Raw genomic sequence first — 22,647 nt, 5'->3', positions numbered from 1 at the left:
CCACTCATCACATCCGATCTCGCCAGGCCCAGGAGGTAGCCCCGTGGAGACACAAGAGCTGTACACCACCCATCACCCATTCACCGCCGACGTGGACATCTCGTCGGACACCTTCTGGGCCAGACCGTTCCGTGCGCGCGATGAGGCGTTCGCTCGGCTACGCGCCGAAGCGCCGGTCAGTTGGCATGCGCCCGTCTCGTATCACAGCCCGCACAGCCAAGAGGGCTTTTGGGCCGTGACCACTGCCACTGACATCACCACGGTGAGCACCGACAGCGATCTGTACCAGTCCGGCTACGGTGTGATGCTCGAGCCGATCCCCCCTTCCACCAACAGCTTCGGCAGCTTCTTCCTGACCATGGATCCGCCCGATCACACGCTGTACCGTGGTCTCGTCAGCGCGGCCTTCACCCCGAGAAACGTGAAGGGCATCGAGGATCGGATCGCTGCCCGCGCCAAGACGATCGTGGACGATCTCATCGGTGCCGGGGACATCGATTTCGTTGAGCGCTGCTCCAGTCGTCTGCCGATGCACACGGTGTCGGATATCGTCGGTGTGCCCGAGTCGGAACGGGAGCGGGTGCGGATGGCAGCCGAGAATCTCGTCGGCGGGGGTGAGGTCGCCGCCCTTGAGGGCGAGGCGAAGTATCAGAAGCTGATGGAAGACGCCCTGCTCCTCTTCTCGATTGCCAAGGACCTTGCGGCTTTTCGCCGCAAGAACCCGACCGATGACCTCATGACCGCGCTCGTCGAGGCACGAATCGACGGCGAGGGTCTCTCGGACGACGACATCGGGTCGTTCATGCTCTTGATGAGTGTCGCCGGCAACGATACGACCAAACAGACCACCACCCGGACGATGCTCAACTTCGCCGCGAACCCGGACCAGCGGGACTGGCTGATGGAGGATTTCGACGGCCGTATCATGGGTGCGGTCGAGGAATTCGTGCGTCATGCATCGCCCGTGATGAGCTTCGCGCGGACCGCGGCGCGCGACGTGGAACTGAACGGTGCGCAGATCTCGGCCGGCGACAAGGTGGTCATGTTCTACTGTTCCGGCAACCGCGACGAACAACGGTTCGGGGATCCGTGGCGGTTCGACCTGTCGCGACGGCGCGTGCGGCACGTGGCCTTCGGCGGCGGTGGCGTGCACTACTGCCTCGGGCACAGCCTGGCGAAGACCCAGTTGCGCTCGATCGTCGGAGAGTTGCTGCGCCGGGTGCCCGACATCGAGTTCGGTGAACCGGTCCAGCTGGTCAGCAATTTCATCAACGGCATCGAATCACTTCCCGCACATATCGGTTGAGCCACGGAGTATGGGACACGAAGGATTTCCTGTGACGACATCACTGTCCGCGGTCATCCGCGACCCCGCAGCACCATATTCGATCGAAGTGGTCGAACTCGGCGCACCAGGTCCGGGCGAAGCCCTGGTCAGGGTCGTGGCCACCGGCTTCTGCCACACCGACCTAATCGGTCGCAGCGGCCTGCTCGGCGAGCAGTTCCTGCCGGCGATCCTGGGTCACGAAGGCGCGGGGATCGTCGAGCAGACCGGCCCCGGGGTCACCTCTGTCGAGGTCGGCGATCACGTTGTGCTGAGCTTCGATTCATGTGGCGCATGCCCCTCGTGCGTGTCCGGACACCCGACGGACTGCGCGGCCTTCGAGGCACGCAATCTCATGGGTCTCACGCCCGACGGGCGACGCACCGCACGCGACGCGGACGGCAACCCGGTCACCAACCGATGGTTCGGCCAGTCATCCTTCGGCCAGTACGCGCTGGCCACCGAACGCAATATGGTCAAGGTGTCCAAGGACGTCCCGCTGCAGAAGCTCGGCCCGCTCGGCTGTGGCGTTCAGACAGGTGCCGGGGCGGTACTGAACGAGATGCGCTTGAGCGCAGGTCAGTCCATCGCCGTCTTCGGTGTCGGGGCGGTGGGCCTGTCGGCGATCATGGCGGCAAAGCTGTCGGGCGCGGTGGACATCGTGGCGGTCGACCTCAATGCGGAACGTCGCGCCCTCGCACTGGAACTCGGTGCCACGCGCGTGGTCGACGGCGCCGCCGAGGACCTCGTCGCACAGGTCGTCGCGGACACAGGTGGACTGGATTTCAGTTTCGACACGACCGGGGTCGGGGCGGTCATGGCGAACACGCTACGTGTCCTGCGTCGGCCCGGGCGAAGTGTCCTGGTCGGGTCCGGGATGGATGCGTTTTCGGTGCACCCGTCCGAATTGACCGGCAAGCATGTGACATTCTGCCATGAGGGTGCAGCCGTGCCGCAGATCTTCATCCCGCGACTGATCGATCTGTGGCGCAACGGACTCTTCCCGTTCGACACGATGATCACCGAGTATGATCTCGCCGACATCTCGAAGGCCGAAGCCGACGCGGTGGCCGGCACCGCGGTGAAGCCGGTCATCATCATGCCCTGATCGGGTCGGCCGACGTTGCGGTTCCCGCACGGGCGTGCACCCCCACCCGAGCACCGCCCACCAGCCTCGACAAGCGGGCCAGACACCCACCCATCACACCAGCCGCCAGGGTTCGACACACGCACAGGAGATCGGCATGGACATCGACATCGTCGCCATACATACGGTGCTCGCCGGCTACGGCCGGTTGATCGACACGCGAAACGCCTACGACTGGGCCCGCCTGTTCGCCGCCGACGGCCGCCTCGAGATCGTCGGCCACGAGCCTCACATCGGTCACGAAGCGCTCCGAGCCTTCGCGGAGAACTCGCCGGTCGGTACACATCTGACCGGAATTCCGGAAATCGAGCGCCTCCGCTCCGGTGAAGTGTCCTGCGTGTCCACGTGGCTGTTCCGGAACCGTGTCGACGGGGCGATCAAGACGGGGCTCTATCGCGACGTCCTCGTGCGGGACCCCGCCACCGATGAACTGCTATTCGCGCATCGATTGATCGAGATGGCGGGATGATCTGCCCCCCGCCTCGCCCCTACCGCACCGGCACGCATCCCGGTAGCCTATACCGTAGGTATTACCGTATTACCGTAGGTACTTCCGTAGACTTTTGCACCTCCACGCCTCTACGTGAAAACCCGGGCGACACAGGCACACCGACAGATCGGCAGTCCGCCATGACAACAGGCACCGCGTTCCCATCAACTGCGTCCGTCGAACGCTACCGAGCAGAGGGCTGGTGGTTGCCGGCGACCACGAAGACCGAGGCCTGGACCGCACTGACCGCGGGCGGCGACCGAACCGCACTGATCGACGAGAACGGCGAGTGGACCTATGATCGTCTCGCCACGGCGGTGGTCCGGATCGCCGAAGACCTCGCCGCGTCCGGCTGCACCGCGGGAGACGCCGTCCTGATCGTGGCACCGCTCCGGAACGAGGCCGTGGCCGCGTATCTCGCCGTGATCACCAGTGGGTGTACCGCGGTTCTCGTGGATCGCCGCAGCGGCCAGCGCGACGTCACCCACGCCCATACGGTCGCCCACCCGCGGGTGAGCCTCGCCTTCGACGAGGATGCGCGTCGCATGGATCTCGAGACACATGGTCTCGTGCTGAGTCTCGACCGCATCGGAACGACCACGACACCGTCATCTCCGACCCGTGAGTTTCCCAATGGTGCAGCCCTTCTCGATCCGGATGCGCCGGCGGCCGTCGTCTTCACCTCCGGCACCACCGGAACCCCGAAGGGGGTCATCCACACCATCAACACGCTTCGCTGTGGTGCCATGAACATGGGCATGGCACTGGGCTACCGGTCCGACGATCGCCCTTTCCTGTCCACACCTCTCGCGAGTATCACCGGTGTCATCCAGATCACTCTCGCGTTGTCACATCTCTCGGGGATCGTGCTGGAGAATCGGTTTCAACCGGCAGCGTCGCTCGACCGACTGCGCCGGACGAATGCCACGATCATCGGCGGTGCCCCGATCATCGTGGAATCCCTGTTCGGCGAATGCGCCACGGCCGGCGTCACGAGCCTGCCGCTGCGGTCCCTCGCGCTGGGCGGTACACAAATCCCGGCCTCTCTCATCGACACGGCGCGGAAGTCGTTCGGTATCAGAGCCATCCGGGTCTACGGCTCCTCAGAGGTCCCCTTCTCCACAAGTACCCAGTTCGACACGGCCCATTCCGGTGCCGATGACACCGATGAAGGACTCCCGCTACGCGGTGTGGAGATCTCTCTGCGGCTCGGCGGCTCCGACGAGCTCCTCGTCCGTGGTCCGCATCGTTTCCACGGTTACCTGGACCCCCACCACAACATCGGCAGCTTCGACGGTGATTGGGTGCGGACCGGCGATCAGGGAGGTATCCGCGATGGTCGGTTGGCGATCAAGGGCCGGCTGAAGGAGGTCGTGGCTCGCAAGGGCATGAAGATCTCACTGATGGAGATAGACGCGGTCGCCGAGTCGCTGAGTGATATCGGGGAATGCGCAGCCTACGGCGTCGATGATCCCGAGACGGGCGAACGGCTCGTGCTGGCCGTTCATGTGCGCGACGGTGTTACGGCGCCGGACTACGCCACGGTGGTGTCCGCACTCACCACAGCCGGGCTCGCGACCTGGAAGCTGCCCGAGGAGATCGTGATCTGGACCGACCCGCTTCCGCGCACCGAGAGCGGTAAGATCCGGCGACCCGATCTCGTCCGACTGGGCGCGCACCGACCGCGGGTGACGGCCCGGCGACTCGCGTCGACGTGAGTCGCTCCGCAGGTCTGGCCGGTCCCTGAGGTGCGACGAGCGTAGCGAGGAGCCACGAAGGGGGCCGGGTGACGGGCGCCTTTCGGGGCTCGCTGCGCTTGCACCTGAGGATCAGTGGAAGGGCTATCGCACTCCCTGGCACAACTCCTCGATTCAGCCGACCTGCAGGACCTGACCACCGTCCACGGTCAATTCCGCACCGGTGACGAACGACGCCTCCGCGGATGCCAGGAATGACACCGCCGCAGCGACTTCCGTAGCTTCGCCGAGACGCCCCCAAGCCATCGAGGGAGCCAGGCGGGCCTGCGTGTCGGCCGAGAGCATCGGGGTGCGGATCGGTCCCGGGAACACGGCATTCACCCGTATCCGCCACGGGGTGAATTCCGCCGCGAGGGTTTGCGTGAGTCCGCGCAGCGCCCACTTCGATGATCCGTACGCGGCATGATTGGGGAATGCACGCAGCGCACCGGTGCTGCAGGTGTTCACGATGGACGGATTGTCCGCCTCGCGAAGATGTGGCAGCGCGGCCTGGATTCCGAGGAACGGTCCGAGACAGTTCACTTGCCAGGTCTTGGTGAAGCCCTGCTCGGTCTCCTTCTCGATGGGCGTCCGATGAAGCACACCGGCATTGTTGATCAAGACGTTCAGCGTCCCGAATTCGCCCACAGCATCGCTCACGACGTCGTTCCATTGGGCCCGCGAGGTCACGTCCAGTTCTCGACCCACGATGCGGTCGCCGACCGAGTCCGACGCCATTGCGGCCAACTCCGCCACATCTGTATCACACGCGATCACTGCGAGCCCGTCCTTCGCAAGGCGTTCGGCGATCGCTCGGCCCTGACCGCGCGCAGCTCCGGTGACAAGTGCAACTCTCACTTCAGTTCCCCTACCACTCAAGCAATCCCGGTCCGAACCACGGGCCCCGGCTGGCGACCATCACGACCGGTTGCCCGCGATTTCGGTCTTCATGTGATCGAGATCGACGAGAATCGGATAGCCGGACTCGGAGAGCGCATGCCCGTGTCCCAGCGAATGGATGTCGAACACCGACTGCACCGCAGCGGTGAACCCTTGAATGTCGAGGGTTTGGTTCACCGCCCGCTTCGCCATCCGGAGCGCGAAGGGATGCCTCTTGGCGATCGCCACCGCCAGATCTCGGGATTCGGCGTCCAGCCGTTCGGTGGGCACCACCTGGTTCACCATCCCGACCTTCAGTGCTTCCTCTGCGGTGATCGGGCGTCCGGTGAAGAGAATCTCCTTGGCCAGACGGTGGCCGAGTTCCCATGTGTGTCCGTGATACTCGACACCTCCGATACCCATGGCGACGACGGGATCGGAGAACTTGGCGTTCTCGGCAGCCACGATCAGATCGCAGGGCCAGGCCAGCAGCAGCCCACCGGCGATACACGCCCCCTGGACCGCAGCGATCGACGGTTTCGGGACGTTCCGCCACTTCAGCGAGTAGCCGATGTACTGGCGACTCTCGAGCTCGTATATCTCGTTGACCGTCCACTTGTCGGAGCGATCGGGATCACCAGCGGTGAGGTCATGGCCGGACGAGAAGTGCTTTCCGTTCCCCCGGAGCAGGATCACCCGCACCTCGGGATCATCTGCTGCCGCGGTCCACAACGCATCAAGCCGGCGCAGCAGCTCTGGGTTCTGCGCATTGGCCACCTCGGGGCGGTTGAGACTGAGCGTGGCCACACCTTCGCTCACCTCATAGGTCACAAGTTCGTCAGTCATGTGCTCTCCTTCTGTAGAGAATTGGGTCGGACCTCGTCGAACGCGACCCCACGAACGCGGGCCATCGCGTTTCCTCGACTCTGATGCTCGACGTCCGGAACCGTCTGCGGAAGGGCGTGGTCATGGCGTGGTCGGCTCGCTCAGCACCGCGAAAACGACCGTGGCGATGGCCGCCTTGTCCGCGCGCGGCCCACGGAGCACATCCACCCGAACCGTGATGCTTCTCCGTCCGGAGTGCTCGACGGTGGCGACTGCGCTCACCGTGTCCTCGGTGGCGGGACGCAGATATCGAATCGCCATATCCGAGGTTGTGATTCGCGTTCCCGCGGGCTTTGTGGCGAGTGCTGCCTGACCGGCGACGGTGTCGATCAGTGTCGCTGTCATGCCACCCATCAGTCCGCCAGAGTCATTGGTGACACGCGGTGTGACCGGCAGATCGACGATATGCTGTTCGCCGCGTTGCACAACGGCGCGCATGCCCATGCCCGCCATGATGTCCCGCAGACTCTCTGGCTGCCATCGCGCGCGCATCTCGCCGTAACCGGATTCATTCCGTTCCGCCAAGGGTTCGTCCTCGCTCGACCAGGATTGCGCTGCGGTACTCACAGGCGCCCACCCGCCGACGCTCCGTCGGGCCGCGGGGCCATCGGCCGGATCATCGCTTGCTGGGTGAAAGATGCGAGTAGCGTTCCGGATTCGGTATGCACCTGTCCGCGTATATAGGCCAACCCGGATCCCGCATAGGTGCTCTCGTGCGAGTAGAGCAGCCAACCATCCCAGGTGAGTGGCTCGTGGAACGTGATAGAAGCCGTGATGACACCTGTTGAGATCGTCCGATGCGACTGGCTGGTCCCGACCCCGCGGTGTGGACGCATCGAGGTCGAGATGCCCAGTCCCCCAGTGGGGTAGGTCAACAGCGCTTTGGCGAACTCGCCTCGCGCGGGAATCGAGTCATACCGAAGCCAGGCATACAACTCGGGAGGACCCACCTCCTCCGGGTCGTTGACGTCGACGACGTCGACGAGTCGCAACTCGGCTCCGGTGAACGGGGGCCGACTCGGCACCGAGGCGCTTGGACCGGCGACCCCGGGTCGGGTGGCCTGGTGCCGAATCACGTCCGCCGTGGACTGATCGGCGAGAACCGACACCATCGCACAGCGCCGACCGTTCTGCACGACCGCGATGTCCGCGCAGGCCAGTGAACGGCCGTCGTGAACCACATCGATGGCGAACTCCACCGGGAGCGATGACTGGACCGTGCGGGTGAAGACACCCTGGGCCGATCTGATCGACTTCCCCGAAAAGACCTTGGCCGCAGCAATAATCGATTGCCCCATCAGATGGGTGCCTTCCACGACGGGGCGGGATCCCGGGCACGTGCCCGCAAAGGAACCGTCGCCCGTTGCCGACACGTCGAACGAATCCACGAGTCCGTCGAGCGACAGATCATCGACGGTCTGCGACTGGGGTGATGCCATAATCTGTCCTCATCATCTAGAGCGCCAATGACCTTGGCAGGAAATCGAGTGGTACCGCCGGTTCTTCGGGTTGTCCGAAACTGCACAAACCGAGGAGACCTGTTGGCTTCCGGTAAGGGCAACCGTATCATTTCCAGTGTTACTAACGGTAGGCACGGAGAGTCGTAATCCACCCGCGCCTCGACCAGGAGGTTCATCAATGCCGTCACGCTCACTTCCGTTCTCGGTCTTCGACGCCGACAATCACTTCTACGAGCCCGAGGATGCGCTGACCAAGTTCCTGCCGGACAACCGGAAGGGCGTCATCGACTACGTGACGATCGAGGGTCGCAAGAAGATTCGCGTCCGGGGTGTCGTCAGCGACTACATCCCCAACCCGACGTTCGAGGTGGTCGCCCAACCGGGAGCCCAGGAGGAATACTTCCGCAACGGCAGCGGCGGCAAGTCGTATCGCGAGGTCATGGGCGAGCCGATGAAGGCGATCCCCGCCTTCCGCGAGCCCGCTCCCCGCCTCGAGGTCATGAATGAACTCGGCCTGGACTACAGCCTCATGTTCCCCACGCTGGCCAGCCTGGTCGAGGAACGTATGAAGGACGATCCGGAACTGATCCACGATGTCATCCACGCGCTGAACCGGTGGATGTACGAGACCTGGTCGTTCAACTACGAGGACCGGATCTTCGCCACCCCGGTCATCACGCTCCCGATCGTCGATCGCGCACTCGAGGAACTCGAATGGGTGCTGGAACGTGGAGCACGGACGGTACTGGTCCGGCCGGCACCCGTGCCCGGGTTCAAGGGCACACGTTCGTTCGGCCTCGAGGAGTTCGATCCGTTCTGGCAAGCGTGCGTCAAGGCCGACATCCCCGTGTCGATGCACGCCTCCGACAGCGGCTATGCCGAGTTCCTCAACGTGTGGGAGCCGGCCGACGAGTACCTCCCGTTCAAGCCCACCGCCTTCCGTCTGGCCGCCATGGGCAAGCGCCCGATCGAGGATGCGATGTTCGCCCTCACCTGCCACGGAGCCCTCTCGCGCAACCCCGATATCCGCATCCTGTCCATCGAGAACGGCGCCGACTGGGTGCCGCATGTGTTCCACCAGCTCCACGACGTCTACTCGAAGATGCCCCACGTCTTCTCCGAGGATCCGGTGGAGGCCTTCAAACGGTGCGTCTACATCAGCCCGTTCTGGGAGGAGAACTTCGCGGACCTGGCGAGGCTCGTGGGCACCGACCGCGTGGTTTTCGGCTCGGACTGGCCGCACCCGGAGGGTCTCAAGGATCCGATCACCTTCATCGACGACCTCAAGGGGCTGCCCGAGGAGGACATCGCACGAATCATGGGCGGCAACATGATGCAGCTCATGAAGGTCGGCTCCGCGGTGCCCGCGGCGTAGACCACCACTCGCGCCGAACGCCCAGGTCCGACGACCTGGGCGTTCGCGGTGCCTGGCGCCCTGACGCGACCAAGCCGCGAGCGCGGGGCACGGCCGACTGTAACGGCCACGGTCACCGCAACCGTAATGGCACTCGAACGCCCACCGGCCTGCATCGACCCGCCGGACCATCCCGATCCACGGCCCCGTCGCCCGACCCTCCTCCTAAGAATCCCCTCGTCAATCGAGTGTTAGGCTCGCAGTTCAAGCCAGCACACCGCCTGTAGGGGGTCACGTTGACGCAACCGGCAAAGAAGACGGGGACCACCGCCAAGAAGCGGCGAGTTCGCGGCTCGATCTCCATCGACGAAATCATCAATGGCGCTTTCACACTCGCTTCCGAGGTAACCCTCGAGAATCTCAGCATGCCAATGCTCGCCAAGAAGCTCGACCTGGGTGTGACCAGCATCTACTGGCATTTCCGGAGCAAGGATGCGTTGATCGCGGCGATGACCGATCGTGCACTGCAGGAATTCAACGCGGCGATGCCGACGATCGTGGACGAGAAATGGTACTCGGGGCTTCGCACGTATGCGTACGCGATGCGCGACATCTTCCGCGCCAATCCCGTCATGTGCGATCTGCTGATCATGCGCCCATCGGCCAACGGCATCGACAACGACCGCGTCACGTGCGAACGCCTCGAGAGTGCGCTCTCGGTGCTGGTCGGGGCAGGATTCACTGCGGACGACGCGCTGGACACGTACTACTCGATCGTGGTCTTCGCACGTGCGCTCGCCATGACCGAGCGAACGAGACACCTCACCGAGGCGACGGTCGACCACTCGGCGATCACCGACCCCGGAACCATGCCGATCCTGTCGGGGCTGATCAACGACGGATATCCCATCGACACGACGGCCGATCGCTCCTTCGACATCGGCGTCGAGGCTCTCATCGACCGCGCCAAGCGTGTGTTGCGAGCGACCAAAGGAACCCGGCGCTCGGCCGACGGCAGCGCCGCCGCCCGGTCGGCGCGATAGGACCCCACCGCCCGTCGCCAGTGCACGGATGTCGGTTCACGACACCCGACGCTCGCCGGTCGTACCCGCCACCGCGGAGGCGAGAGTCCTGTCGGCACGATCGATCAATGCGTCGAGCCCCAATTCGAAGATGCGGTCGATGACCTCACCCACGGGGCGATCCTCGGCGAAAAGGCTTGTCAAATATGGCATCGCCTCAACATCCAGATTGTCGATCGAAATACCCACCGACTCTCCGCCGGCGAGATCCTGTCTGCGCTCGACCATGACGACACCACGCGTGTGGACCGAGATCGACAAGAAGACGTCGAGCGCGGCTGCGGGGGTGAAGCCCACATCGACCAGCATGGCTATCACCGCCTCGAGTCGGCCGCATGCAGGGCGATTGACCTGCATTGCCAGGCTCTCCGGTCGAACGACCAGCAGGTCGCACAGAACCGGGCGGTCTCGGAACACGGTCCGCATGCTGCGAGCATACGAACACAATGCTCTCTGCCAGCCCTCGTCGGGACCGATGATCGGCATGGCCGCATCGAACTCATCGATCGCCCGCTCGGTCATCGCGTCGAGCAGGCGGTCTTTGCTGCGGAAATGCCAATAGATGCTGGTCACGCCCAGATCGAGCCGCTTGGCGAGCATCGGCATGCTCAAGTTGTCGACGGTGACGTCACTCGCGAGTTCGAATGCGCCATCGATGATCTCGTTCACCGAGATCGAACCCCGCTCGCGTCGGGGACGTTGCGCACCCTTCCTCGCGTTCGTTGGGCTCACCAGAATTCACCCCTTGCGTCGAGGACCGGTGCATGTTCCAGTAAGTGTAACAGTTGACATGTTCACCCGTGCCCAACTCGACAACTGCATCGACACCACACAGAGACCAATGTCGAATACTGATTGCCGTACAACGTATTTGGCAACATTCACCTCATCTCCCTCTCGCCACCCACGATCGAGGACACTCCATGCGAACTATTCCCGATGAACTGGTCACACGCTACGAAGCACACGGATGGTGGACGCTGGACAGCCTCGGTGACCTCGTGGTGCGTGGCCTCGACGCAAACCCCGACCTCCGGTTCGCGGTCCATTCCGATGTCCGACCATGGACGGGAACAATCCGCGAAGTCCACGGTGTTGCGCGAAAACTCGCCGGCGGGCTTCGTGCACGAGGGGTGCGACAAGGAGATGTGGTGGCATTCCAACTCCCCAACTGGATGGAGGCCGCCGCCGTCTTCTGGGCATCGACCATCCTCGGCGCCGTGGTGGTGCCCATCGTCCACATCTACGGCCGCAAGGAAGTCGGCTTCATCCTCGACACCATGCAGCCCAAGGTCTTCATCACCGCCGAAGAGTTCGGCAGTCTTCGGTACGACCCCGACGTCTACGCCGATGTGCCCATCGTGGGAGTCGTCGGCCGAGACTTCGATGATCTGCTTGAGTCCGAGGAGATCCTCGGCAACGCGGATGTCGATCCCGCGTCTCCTGCGGTCATCGCCTTCACCTCCGGCACCACCAGCAACCCCAAGGGAGTCGTCCACAGCCACCGATCACTCGGCTTCGAGGCACGACAGTTGGCCGCGATGATGCCGGCCGACCAGGCCGCCACCATCATCGCGGCACCGGTCGGACACTTCATCGGCATGCTCAGCGCCCTGCTCGTCCCGCTGCTCAACGCGAAGCAGATCTGCATGGTCGATGTGTGGAACACCGAGAGGGTGCTCTCTCTCATCGCCGAGGAGGAACTCTCGGTCGGCGGTGGCGTGCCGTTCTATTTCGTCAGCCTCATCGACCATCCCGATTTCACCGACCGGCATAGGGACCTCATCCGCTATGCGACGATGGGTGGCTCGGCCGTGCCGGTCGCGGTGGCCGAACGATTGGAGCGCATCGGGATCTCGACCGCACGATCCTACGGAAGCACCGAGCATCCGTCGATCAGCGGTTCGATGCGCGAGGTGCCCGACCACAAGCGCATCCACACCGACGGCAATGCGCTCCCGGGTGTCGAGATCAAGATCGCCGAGGACGGCGAGATCATCAGTCGAGGTCCCGACCTGTGCATCGGTTACATTGATCCCGACCTGAACGCCAAGGCTTTCGACGATGAGGGTTGGTACCACACCGGCGACATCGGACATCTCGACGAAGATGGCTTCCTCACGATCAGTGATCGCAAGTCGGACATCATCATTCGCGGCGGCGAGAACATCAGTGCGCTGGAGGTCGAAGAGGCCCTGCTGACGCTGCCATGCGTGGCCGAGGCGGTGGTGGTGGCCGTACCGGATGAGCGGTTCGGAGAACACGCCGCCGCGATCTTGCGGCTCAAACCCCAGCACGACCTACCCACCATGGCGGAGATGCGAGCCCACTTCGCCGAGGTCGGCCTGGCGAAGCAGAAGTGGCCCGAAGAACTGCACGAGTTGGCCGAGTTCCCACGGACGCCGAGTGGCAAGGTCCAGAAGTTCGTCCTGCGTCGACACCTCGGCGCCGCCGGCTCCTCCAGGTGACCGCTGATCCCGCTCGCACCGTTCATCTGCGGCCGCGACGGGCATCGCCGCAACGGCGACCGAGGACGGAACCATGAACCAGCACGGTTCGAGACCTCCGTGTAGCGAACGATCCGCGCCGACTAGCATGGGTGGTGGCGGTCTCCCCGACAAAGACATGAGCATGAGCAGCACTCACGATCACCTCCGGTTCTTCGCGGCGCTCACGTCCTTGGACGAGCTGCTGGTCGATGACACGATCACTCCCGAAGTCGCGGTCGCTCGTGCGGCCATCGCACTCGGCGCCGCCGTAGGTCTGGACACCGCGGACCGAACCGTCGTGGCTCGTCCGGACGGGACGACCGCTGCCGGCGATGATGACGAGACCGGCTCGCCGGCTGCAGGATACCGAGAGCTCGGAGACGGATGGCGGATCTGGATCTCGCCCGCGCAGGGGTATGACTCCGTGATCCCCGACTCGTGGTCGGCCGATCTTTCTGTGTGGCACATGCCGTCTCCGATCGACACGGCCCTGGCCAGGATCGCCGCGACCGTGACGATCGCCGGTCTGCGCGCCGGCACCCGCACCCTCGCATCGGACATCCGTGCCGTCGTCGACGGGGATCTGTCCGACGAGGATCGCATGGGCCCGATCGGCAGACTCAGGATCGCGGCGCCGCGCTCGGTCGCCGTGATGGCGTTTCTTGGTCCGGCCCCAGATGTCGACCGGATCGTCCACCAGGTGCGGGCCATTTCGGATTCGGTCCACCACACCCGACTCGACCGGGTGCATCTTGTGCTCGCCACCGATTTCGACGCGTTCGGACAGATCACGGTACCGACGGGAGTCCGGGGAGGCTACATGCCATCGCGGCCGGCCCTGGCGGCACCGGACTCGTGGCGACGGGCAAAGAACGCACTCCGCTTCGCCCTGCCCAGCACCGCCGATGCACCCCCGCGTCCCGCCGCATCCGTCTTCGTCGACGCCACCGAACTGGGGTGCTATGAACTGTTGGCCGAGGAACTGACGCCGGAGGGAATGGCGCGTATCGCGGACGTCCAACGCCTCGAGGAACTGCGTACACAGTCGAGCCCGGACATCCTCGAGACCCTCCTGGCCGTCGCGTCGACCGACTCACTGCGACAGGCCGCGCGCATCGTCCACCTGCATCACAACTCCGTCGCCCACCGCGTCGAGCGCGCGGAGCGGGTTCTCGGATTCTCCTGCACCGAACCGTATGGGCGAGCGCGGCTCCTGCTGACTCTCACGGTCCATCGCCTGTTCGCTTCGCGGTCGCTGTTCTGAGGGTGCCCCGCAGGTCTCCTATCCATCTGGCGAGAAGGTTCCGCCAACTGGCCGATGACACAGATCACATGAGCGGGCGATGCTGGCAGGAACGCTTATCACGGAGGGACTGCCATGGCCACCGAAATCACCGACACCGCAGACGCCGTCATCATCGGGGCGGGATTCGCAGGAATGTATGCGCTGCACCGTCTCCGCGACGAATTCGGCTACTCGATCCGGGTCTTCGACCGCGCGGACGATGTGGGCGGGACCTGGTACTGGAATACGTACCCGGGAGCGCGCTGCGATGTCGAGTCCGTGTTCTACTCCTACTCGTTCTCCGAAGAGCTGGAGCAGGAGTGGACCTGGACCGAGCGCTACCCAACACAGCCCGAGATCCTCGCCTACGCGAACCATGTCGCGGACAAGTTCGATCTGCGGCGTTCGATCACCTTCGAGACCTCGGTCGCCGAAGCGACTTTCGACGAGTCGAACAACCGCTGGCTGGTGACCACCGATCGCGGCGAGACGGTGACAGCGACCTATCTGATCACCGCGGTGGGATGTCTGTCGGAAGCGCGCATCCCGGATTTCGAGGGTATCGAATCGTTCGGCGGACGCATCCTCCATACCGGTCACTGGCCGCGGGACGGCGTTGACTTCGACGGTCTCCGCGTCGCAGTCATCGGCACGGGTTCGTCAGGCATCCAGGCGATCCCGGAGATCGCACGAGACGCCAAGACCCTGAACGTATTCCAGCGGACCCCGCATTTCGCACTCCCCGCAGGCAATCGTCCCCTCGCCACCGAGGAGATCGATGAGGTCAAGGCGAACTATCGCCGTTACCGCGCCATCTGCAAGGTCTCTCCGTCGGGTGTGCCGATCGTACCGCCCATCGGCAGTGTCCTGTCCCTACCCGACGACGTCGGGCGCGCCGAGATGAACCGTCGGTGGGAGAACGGCGGGACGATGTTCATGACCGCCTTCACCGACACCTCCCGGAACGAGGACGCCAATGCCGTCCTCGCATCCTTCGTCCGCGAACGCATCCGCGATATCGTCGCCGACCCGGACACGGCCGAGTCACTCACACCGCACGGCTACCCGATCGGGGCAAAGCGCATCTGCCTGGGCACCGACTACTACGCCACGTACAACCGCGACAACGTATCCCTCGTGGACGTCCGCGACAATCCGATCGAACGCATCACCGAACGCGGAATCGTCGCCGGGGGCAACGAGTACGAGCTCGACGTGATCATCTTCGCCACGGGCTACGACGCGATGACCGGGGCTCTGACCGCGATCGACATCCGAGGTGTCAACGGACTCCGGCTCCGCGATGAATGGGCCGCCGGTCCCCGCACATACCTCGGTATCGCGAGCGCACAGTTCCCGAACATGTTCATGATCACCGGTCCGGGCAGCCCATCGGTGCTGGTCAATGTGATCGTGTCCATCGAGCAACACGTCGATTGGATGTGTGATCTGCTCAGTCACGCAGAAAAACAGGGAATTTCGCGGATCGAGGCAGACCTCGATGCACAGAACGCCTGGGTGCTCGAGGTCAACGATGTGGCGTCCCGCACGATGTTCGTCAAGGCGAACTCCTGGTACCTGGGCGCCAACGTGCCCGGCAAGGCACGCGTGTTCATGCCCTATGCCGGTGGCATCGGGCCGTTCCGTGAACGATGCGACAAGGTGGCCGCGGAAGGCTACACCGGCTTCACACTCACCGACACCGCCACCGCGCCGATCGTGCAGGCCTCGGCGTGAGATCGGACACGAACATGGGCAGCAATGCCACGACCTTCCGCTCCCGGCACCTGGTCGATCCGGAGATCGCAGCTCCTCTCGAGGTGTACCCACCGTTCGAGTTCACCGTCGAGTCGCTGCCCACCATCAGAGAACGCCTGCGCCAATCCATGTCGGCACGACCGTCGGCCGCCGAGCTGTTTCCCGACGTGATCGTGACGGAGCGTCGGATCGCGGGTTCGCCGGGTGGACCCGATGTCCGTGTGCTGCAGTACGAACCCCGCGAGGCCGTCGGGCCGGCGGCGGGCATGGTGTGGATGCATGCGGGCGGTTTCATCCTCGGTTCCGCCGACGACGACGACGCGACCTGCGCCCAGATCGCGTCGGTCACCGGAACCGTCGTGGTCTCCGTCGACTATCGTTTGGCGCCGGAGACCGCGTACCCGGGGGCACTCGACGACTGTTACACGGTGTTGACGTGGATGCATCGTGAGGCCGCGTCGCTGGGTATCGATCCGGAGCGGATCGGCGTCGGCGGTTCGAGTGCCGGAGGTGGCCTCGCCGCATCGTTGTCTGTCCTTGCACGAGATCGCGGCGAACACCCGGTGGCGTTCCAGGCGCTGGTCTATCCCATGCTCGATGATCGGACGGCGACCGCGACCGACCCAAATCCCTATGCAGGGGAGTTCATCTGGACTCCGGATGACAACAGGTTCGGGTGGCAGTCCTACCTGGGCGACGCCCTCGGAAGCCCGGATGTGCCCGCTTATGCGGCCGCGGCCCGCGTCGAATCGGCCGAGGGACTTCCCCCCACATATCTCTGCGTGGGTTCCATCGACCTTTTCGTGGACGAGGACATCATCTACGCGTCGCGACTCATCCGCGACGGTGTTCCGGTGGAACTTCACGTGTATCCGGGCGGCTACCACGGATACACCATGGTGCCCGGGGCGCAGATCAGCCGAAGTCACCTGCGCGACCTGCACGCCGCGCTGCAGCGGGGACTCACCTGCCGGCCGGCGTGAATGTGGACCGCCCGTGACACTGGTCCGCGGGGCTCACCGCCGACCCGCGGTCGGGGTCAGGCGAATGCCTCGAACAGGTTCGGACGCTTCGACATCGGCACCGCGAAAGAGCGCCGGAGCATGCGCGCGTGGAGCTGTCGCGTTGCCACCGACACCTCCCAGTCGGGGACTGCCGTATCGAAGCCATGGAAGGTCGACGCAACGAGATGCAGCTCGGTGGGGACGTACGCCCCGAGCAGGCGGGTTGCATATGCGACCGCCTCGTCTCGGCACGGATCGATCTCCGCCGCGCTGATCAAGCAGGGCGTCACACCTTCCAGGTTCTGCCGATACGCCGGCACGCTCGCCTCGCCGGCCGGATGCGCACCGAGATAGGCAGACCAGCTACGGGCGACGTTCTCGCCGGTCACCCCCGGGCTTCGAGCGAACAGCTCTCGTGAGCGCGAGGCGTCGACGTCGAGCATCGGCTGATGTAACACTTGCAGCAGCAGATCCGGCCCTCGGGAATCGAAGTCGCGGTGGGCGATCAGCGCCGCAAGGCAGGCCCCGGCGCCACGACCCATCACCGCCACCCGCTCCGGGTCGATCCCGAAATCAGACGATGCCTCGACCATGCCGTAGAACGCCGACTCGAAGTCCTCAACCGGCGCCGGGAAGGGATGCTCGGGCGCCAGTCGGTAGTCGACCGACACGACCGCACAGTCCGCGGCGCGGGCCAGTTCGGCACATGCGGCGAAGTCCGTGTCGAGGTTCCCGCTGACGAAACCCCCTCCGTGCGCGTACAGCACCGCCGGTGCCGACTCGGCAGTCGTTCCACGATAGACGCGCACCTTGAGCCTGCCTCCGCCCGGACCGATGACGTCCCGATCCTCGATATCCACTCCGGACACATCGGCGGTCTCGGCCCGGGCCGCGTCGAGCTGGGCAACCCGGGTGCGCTCGCCGTCGATGGTGTTGGGAAGGTACTGGTAGACATCAAGATTCCTGGCCGCCTCACGGAGCTCCGGCGCGAGCAACATGACGCCCTGCGGTGATGGCGTTCTCGACTGACGCATGGTTTCGACACTCCTCCGATCGGCCGCGACGAGGTCCCTGACAGGCCTTGATGAACATCCGATCATGTTGTGGTTTATTCATACTGTATTACAGACAGTATAGATTGCGGCAACAACTTCCGCGGTCAGAACTCACGATCCTCACCGCCGCAGAATTCGGTACGCCGACCGGCTTCATCACGACGATGCGAACCGGGCGGCCAGGCTGTTGGTGAGTTCGTCGCGGACCAGGTTGCGTCGCATCTTGCCGGTGGGGGTGCGGGGCAGCTCCGACTCGAAGACGATCGTGCGCGGAACCTTGGGACCGGCCAGTGCGTCCCGGCAGAAGGTGCGCAGCTCGTCCGCCAGTTCCTCACCGGGCGTGTACTCGGGATTCAGCTGCACAGCCGCGACGACACTATGACCCCACTCCTCGTCGGGCACACCGACAACCGCGACGTCTGCCACTGCGGGATGCTCGGCGAGTCGCTGCTCGACCTCCGCCGGGTAGACATTGACCCCGCCGGTGATGATGAGGTCGACCCGCCGGTCCTGGATGTAGAGGTACCCGTCATCGTCGAGGTATCCCAGATCGCCGCAATTGATGAATCCTTCGGCATCAACACTTTTCGCGGTCTTCTCGGCATCGTTGTGATAGGAGAAGACTCCGCCCAACGACCGGAAATGAATGGTCCCGGTCACTCCCGATGCGACCTCATTGCCGTCCTCGTCGAGAATCCTGATCGATTCGGGATCGGGTCGTCCGACGGTTCCCGGCCGCTCTCGCGCTTCCTCCGGGCTCGCCGCGCAGACGAATCCCTCGGTGGCGGCAAAGTACTCCCACACCACCGGCCCGAAGTAGTCCAGTGCGCGCGTCTTCAGAGTCGGCGCGAATTTCGCCCCGGCGACGAGGACATTGCGCAGACTGGACATATCCAGCCCGGCCCGGAGCTCCTCGGACAGCGCCAGCATCCGATGGATCTGCGTAGGAACCGAGTTCATGAGCGAGATGCCGTACTTCGGAATCGATCGCAGCACCTTCTCGGCATCGAACTTCTCCAGGATGACCACCGTGAACCCCTGGCTGAGCGCAATCCACATGTTGGTACCCGGCGCGGCGTGGTAGGCGGGGGAGAACAGCAATGCGATACCGGGATCGCCCTCGATCCCGAACCTGCTGAGGAAGGCGGCCGACCCTGCCGCATACACCTCGGGCGTGATCCGGTACAGGGTGCGGCGGACTCCCTTGGGGCGCCCGGTGGTGCCTGATGTGTAGTACATGAACGCACCCGCCACGCGGTCCGTCGGGGCGTCGGCCGAACCACCGTCGCGTAAATCCGTGAACGGCCGCCACCCGGCCACCTCCGGCCCCGCGGCGAATCGTCGGTCTGCTGGAATCGTCTCCGTCCGGCTCAGACGCTCTGCCAGTTCGCTGGAGGCAACGAGGAGACGAGCACCCGAATCGGCGAGGATGTACTCGACTTCGGCATCCGTCAGATGAGTGCTGATCGGCACCAGTTGGAGCCCGAGTTGCATCGCGCCCGCGAAGAACTCCCACTGCTCGATGCTGTTGCGCTGCCAACTCGCGACGACATCGCCCTCCTCCAACCCGAGCGCCCGGATCTGGTTGGCGATGCTGTTGGCCCGCGCCAGGAGTTGCCCGAAGTTGACCGTCTCACCGGTCGCGTCGTTGATCAGCGCCGTACGTTCCGGACGATTACGACCCCAACTGTAGATACCGTTGGCGCTCAACGCGGGATCGTCGTAGATGGTATCGGCTGTCACGTCGTCTGCCCCTGTCCTGCCATCGCCGCCGGCGCCTTCGGATCGGTCGTCCGCCCGAGCGCCCCGGGCGACGCGACGGCATTCTTGCCGTAAAACGTCTCACCGCGATCAGCCATCTGAGCAGCAGATCCGGCCATTTCCCCGCGCCCGGGGGGCCCGCGCGTGGTCGTAGATGAACACCTCGTCCATTGAAACTCTCCGGTGGTTTCGGGGATCGTCCAGATGTGGCCACAAGACTCATACGGCAGTTCAAACCGCATCTCGATCGATAGAATTAGACTCTAACTTCAGATTAGATCGATGTCTATCATATTGATACAAGAGATTGAACCATAATTCAGATATTCCGGTGTGCGCAGTCGCAACACAGATACACGGTGTACCCCCATCCCGTCCATCGCGGGATGCCATCCAGACGATGGAACGAGGACGCGATGGCCGGCCGCAGCGCTTCAGATCCACGGTCCGACGAAGCCCTTCACCACCAATCCCCGGATCAAGACGCTCGTCGTCGAGTTCCAGCAGAACGGCTTCGATTGGCTCGTCGGTGAACTCGATGTCCTACCGGCCGATCGCGCGCGCGCGATCTCGGCCTGATGCTGTGGGCGATCAACAACACCGTCTTCAGCCGGGTCCGACTGGCCGCGGGCTCGTACGAGGATGCCCGACGCATCAGCGACGAATTCATCGATCTGATCGCGCCGGAACTCGAGGCCGCGGAGCGGTCACGATCGTGACGACCGGACCGCCCCACGCCTCGGTGGCGATCCATCACGCGGACAGATGCCCGATCGAGTCCAGGTCCAGTGCGTGCTGACCGGCACGACGCACCATCGAGACGAATAGCCGGTCGCCGCGGTCGGTCTGCTTGACGGTCAGCGCAGCACCTACGCCCACGACGTACTGGTAGAGCGCGAACGTCGCGTAGTCGCGACGACAGTCGTCCAAGGAGTAGTCGGGGACGCCGTAGGAAAGCAGATCCTGGTGATAGATCTCGATCAGCGACTTCTCCGATGCCCGCCGGTCCTCCGGAGCCAGCGCCGCGCCGAGGAAGAATGCCAGGTCGAGCGCCCCGGGGCCGCGCTGCACCGTCTGCCAATCCACAACCGCGACTGCCTCTTTCCCCCCGGCAACCTCGAAAATGAGGTTGTCGGGCCGGAAATCGCCGTGTTGGATGGTGCCCACACACTCGTGTTGCACGTCGAAGAACCTCCCACTGGAGAACAGCTTGCGGCCTACCTCCAGGATCTCGGCCTCGATGAGACCGTCGAATCGCTCGCAGAACGTGTCGAAGGCGGCCGGGCGGACCGCATTGAGCTCCGGCGTGAGAACCCGTGGTCCCGGGAGCCACTCGTAACTCTCGAGGAGGGGATCACCCCACATCGGTCCGTGCAACTTGGCCAGCTCCCGGACGACCATTTCGGCTTCCTCGAGGCTGCATCCGGCGAGCTGGTCTCCCGGTCGACACGGCGAGAGATCTTCGAGCAACAGTGCGAACTCGATTCCATCGCCGTCGACCTCTGCGTGCAGACATCGCGGGGTCCGGACTCCGAGACGATCGGCGAACACCCGGTAGAAGCCGACCTCACGCTGATAGTTCTTCTCGCTCTGGCCGATCGCCACACTCCGGTCATTGTCCGGGGTGAGTTTGAGAACCAGCGACGGACGCACCTCACCGTCCACCGAGTACTCGATCCGATAGGTGTCTGCCATCTGCCCCGCACCCACCGGTGTCGAGGTGAGTCCGGTCAGGCGATCCGGATCGATCCCGAGCGCAGCGCCGAGCCACACCTTGCTCAACCGGGAGATGCGCATCGCAGATCACTCCTTGCGTACCACTCTCCATGAACGATAGTTCATGCCATTGACCTATAATTAATGTGAATTGGACAACACACTACACTGTTGCTGATGCGTGTCACAGCCTTGAATACGAGGATAACGACTGTGGACTCCCCGCCCCGCACTGGTGGACCGACAGTCCGATCCCGATCACGCCCTCTAAGGAGCCACCATGCTGATCGCCTTTGACGACTACCCGGTCCATCAGACCTCATTACCGCTCGGACAGGCCGGTTCCGGAAACCCCAACCACTATGATCGATTCTGGTTCAACGGTTTCCGCGAAGATCTAATGTTCGGGGTCGCGTTCTGCAGCTACCCCAACAAGCAGTTGATGGAAGGCGCCTTCTCGCTGCTGACGGAAGGCCGCCAGGTGTCGGTCCACGCGAGCGGACGGATGAACCCCGATCCCGTCGACACGGGACTCGGTCCCCTCCGGATCGAGATCGTCGAGCCGATGCGGGTCAACCGGGTCATCGTCGACGCTCCCGAGTATGACATCCACGCCGACCTTCTCTACACCGCCACGACGGAGGCGTTCGAAGAAGCGCATCAGACCTCGTATGCCGGCAATCGGCTGCTCATGGATGTCACCCGAGCGACCCAGTGGGGCACCTGGACCGGGTCGATCGAGGCCAATGGCACCTCGATCGACCTGGGTACCGGCATCCACGCGACCAAGGACCGTTCCTGGGGTTCGCGGCTGTCACCCGGGACCACCGAAGCCGCACCGATGGGGTCGGGTGGGATGCTGTTCCTCTGGTCCCCCATTCACTTCGACGACGAATGTTTCCATTTCTTGGTTTTCGAGCATGCCGACGGCACGCAGTGGCTGCACGACGCCGCGATGGTGCCCAAGCCGTCGGGTCCGCCGGTCCGCGTCGGGCATGTCGACCACGAGATCAGTTGGCTACCAGAGCATCGCCGGGCACGATTCGTGACCTTGTCGCCGCACACCATCGATGCCGACAGCATGGGTGACATCACTCTGGAGCCACTGATGTGCTTCCAGATGAAGGGTATCGGCTACGGACACCCGGTCTGGGGACATGGAAAGTGGCACGGCGAATTGGCCGTCGGGTCCGACGCATTCGAGCCCGCAGACCTTGATCCG

The 22,647-nt window shown here is 64.1% G+C and carries 20 protein-coding genes; 12 read left to right on the top strand and 8 right to left on the bottom strand.

Annotation, left to right across the window (positions count from 1 at the left end; genetic code table 11):
* Positions 1-43 precede the first annotated feature (43 nt).
* The 4 genes from GORHZ_RS07410 to GORHZ_RS07395 all read left to right on the top strand — a co-directional run bounded on the left by GORHZ_RS07410 (position 44) and on the right by GORHZ_RS07395 (position 4,679).
* A complete protein-coding gene (locus tag GORHZ_RS07410) occupies positions 44-1,306 on the top strand; it encodes a cytochrome P450 (RefSeq protein WP_006331625.1) in 1,263 nt (420 codons plus the stop codon).
* A 31-nt stretch (positions 1,307-1,337) separates the two neighbouring features.
* Positions 1,338-2,432: an NAD(P)-dependent alcohol dehydrogenase gene (locus GORHZ_RS07405; RefSeq protein ID WP_006331624.1), complete on the top strand. Its 1,095-nt coding sequence runs from the start codon at positions 1,338-1,340 to the stop codon at positions 2,430-2,432.
* A 136-nt stretch (positions 2,433-2,568) separates the two neighbouring features.
* Positions 2,569-2,940: a nuclear transport factor 2 family protein gene (locus GORHZ_RS29445; protein WP_006331623.1), complete on the top strand. Its 372-nt coding sequence runs from the start codon at positions 2,569-2,571 to the stop codon at positions 2,938-2,940.
* Between the two features lie 161 nt (positions 2,941-3,101).
* Complete coding sequence (locus GORHZ_RS07395; protein WP_051998797.1) at positions 3,102-4,679, top strand: class I adenylate-forming enzyme family protein; 1,578 nt, start codon at positions 3,102-3,104, stop codon at positions 4,677-4,679.
* 153 nt (positions 4,680-4,832) lie between these two features.
* Here the strand turns inward: GORHZ_RS07395 and GORHZ_RS07390 are convergent, their stop codons facing one another.
* From GORHZ_RS07390 to GORHZ_RS07375, 4 genes are all read right to left on the bottom strand, one after another.
* Positions 4,833-5,555, bottom strand: a complete 723-nt coding sequence (locus tag GORHZ_RS07390; protein ID WP_006331621.1) for an SDR family NAD(P)-dependent oxidoreductase — start codon at positions 5,553-5,555, stop codon at positions 4,833-4,835.
* A 60-nt stretch (positions 5,556-5,615) separates the two neighbouring features.
* Positions 5,616-6,422, bottom strand: coding sequence for an enoyl-CoA hydratase (locus GORHZ_RS07385; RefSeq protein WP_006331620.1), 807 nt, complete (start codon positions 6,420-6,422; stop codon positions 5,616-5,618).
* 120 nt (positions 6,423-6,542) lie between these two features.
* On the bottom strand, positions 6,543-6,986 hold the full coding sequence (locus GORHZ_RS07380; RefSeq protein WP_006331619.1) for a PaaI family thioesterase: 444 nt from the start codon (positions 6,984-6,986) through the stop codon (positions 6,543-6,545).
* A gap of 38 nt (positions 6,987-7,024) precedes the next feature.
* Positions 7,025-7,900, bottom strand: coding sequence for an acyl-CoA thioesterase (locus GORHZ_RS07375; RefSeq protein ID WP_006331618.1), 876 nt, complete (start codon positions 7,898-7,900; stop codon positions 7,025-7,027).
* 199 nt (positions 7,901-8,099) lie between these two features.
* On the opposite strand from GORHZ_RS07375, the gene GORHZ_RS07370 reads away from it, so the two are divergent.
* Positions 8,100-9,296 (top strand): amidohydrolase family protein, encoded by a 1,197-nt coding sequence (locus tag GORHZ_RS07370; protein WP_006331617.1) that lies wholly within the window; start codon positions 8,100-8,102, stop codon positions 9,294-9,296.
* A gap of 275 nt (positions 9,297-9,571) precedes the next feature.
* Positions 9,572-10,318, top strand: a complete 747-nt coding sequence (locus tag GORHZ_RS07365; RefSeq protein ID WP_006331616.1) for a TetR family transcriptional regulator — start codon at positions 9,572-9,574, stop codon at positions 10,316-10,318.
* A 36-nt stretch (positions 10,319-10,354) separates the two neighbouring features.
* On the opposite strand, the gene GORHZ_RS07360 is transcribed toward GORHZ_RS07365, so the two are convergent.
* Entirely contained in the window at positions 10,355-11,089 is a 735-nt protein-coding gene (locus GORHZ_RS07360; RefSeq protein WP_083877217.1) for a TetR/AcrR family transcriptional regulator, read from the bottom strand.
* A 191-nt stretch (positions 11,090-11,280) separates the two neighbouring features.
* Here GORHZ_RS07360 and GORHZ_RS07355 point away from each other — a divergent pair, with 191 nt between their 5' ends.
* From GORHZ_RS07355 to GORHZ_RS07340, 4 genes are all read left to right on the top strand, one after another.
* On the top strand, positions 11,281-12,825 hold the full coding sequence (locus tag GORHZ_RS07355; RefSeq protein WP_006331614.1) for an AMP-binding protein: 1,545 nt from the start codon (positions 11,281-11,283) through the stop codon (positions 12,823-12,825).
* Positions 12,826-12,988: 163 nt separating this feature from the next.
* On the top strand, positions 12,989-14,110 hold the full coding sequence (locus GORHZ_RS29440; RefSeq protein ID WP_157205102.1) for a helix-turn-helix domain-containing protein: 1,122 nt from the start codon (positions 12,989-12,991) through the stop codon (positions 14,108-14,110).
* A gap of 114 nt (positions 14,111-14,224) precedes the next feature.
* Complete coding sequence (locus GORHZ_RS07345) at positions 14,225-15,868, top strand: flavin-containing monooxygenase (protein WP_006331612.1); 1,644 nt, start codon at positions 14,225-14,227, stop codon at positions 15,866-15,868.
* 14 nt (positions 15,869-15,882) lie between these two features.
* Positions 15,883-16,872, top strand: a complete 990-nt coding sequence (locus GORHZ_RS07340; protein WP_006331611.1) for an alpha/beta hydrolase — start codon at positions 15,883-15,885, stop codon at positions 16,870-16,872.
* Positions 16,873-16,928: 56 nt separating this feature from the next.
* Here the strand turns inward: GORHZ_RS07340 and GORHZ_RS07335 are convergent, their stop codons facing one another.
* Both GORHZ_RS07335 and GORHZ_RS07330 read right to left on the bottom strand, forming a co-directional pair.
* The gene (locus GORHZ_RS07335; protein ID WP_006331610.1) at positions 16,929-17,927 is read right to left on the bottom strand and encodes an alpha/beta hydrolase; all 999 of its coding nucleotides are present in this window, start codon (positions 17,925-17,927) and stop codon (positions 16,929-16,931) included.
* A gap of 177 nt (positions 17,928-18,104) precedes the next feature.
* Complete coding sequence (locus tag GORHZ_RS07330) at positions 18,105-19,691, bottom strand: AMP-binding protein (protein WP_006331609.1); 1,587 nt, start codon at positions 19,689-19,691, stop codon at positions 18,105-18,107.
* 596 nt (positions 19,692-20,287) lie between these two features.
* On the opposite strand from GORHZ_RS07330, the gene GORHZ_RS30765 reads away from it, so the two are divergent.
* Complete coding sequence (locus GORHZ_RS30765) at positions 20,288-20,428, top strand: hypothetical protein (RefSeq protein ID WP_157205101.1); 141 nt, start codon at positions 20,288-20,290, stop codon at positions 20,426-20,428.
* Positions 20,429-20,462: 34 nt separating this feature from the next.
* Here GORHZ_RS30765 and GORHZ_RS07315 read toward each other — a convergent pair whose 3' ends face one another.
* Positions 20,463-21,506: a phosphotransferase gene (locus GORHZ_RS07315; RefSeq protein ID WP_006331607.1), complete on the bottom strand. Its 1,044-nt coding sequence runs from the start codon at positions 21,504-21,506 to the stop codon at positions 20,463-20,465.
* Positions 21,507-21,705: 199 nt separating this feature from the next.
* Between GORHZ_RS07315 and GORHZ_RS07310 the strand changes: the two genes are divergently transcribed.
* Positions 21,706-22,647 (top strand): Rv3169 family protein (locus GORHZ_RS07310; protein ID WP_006331606.1); only part of this gene is annotated, 942 nt, incomplete at its 3' end.

The sequence above is a fragment of the Gordonia rhizosphera NBRC 16068 genome (genome assembly GCF_000298195.1).
GTDB lineage: Bacteria > Actinomycetota > Actinomycetes > Mycobacteriales > Mycobacteriaceae > Gordonia > Gordonia rhizosphera.
This window is presented reverse-complemented; position numbering and strand designations above follow the sequence as displayed.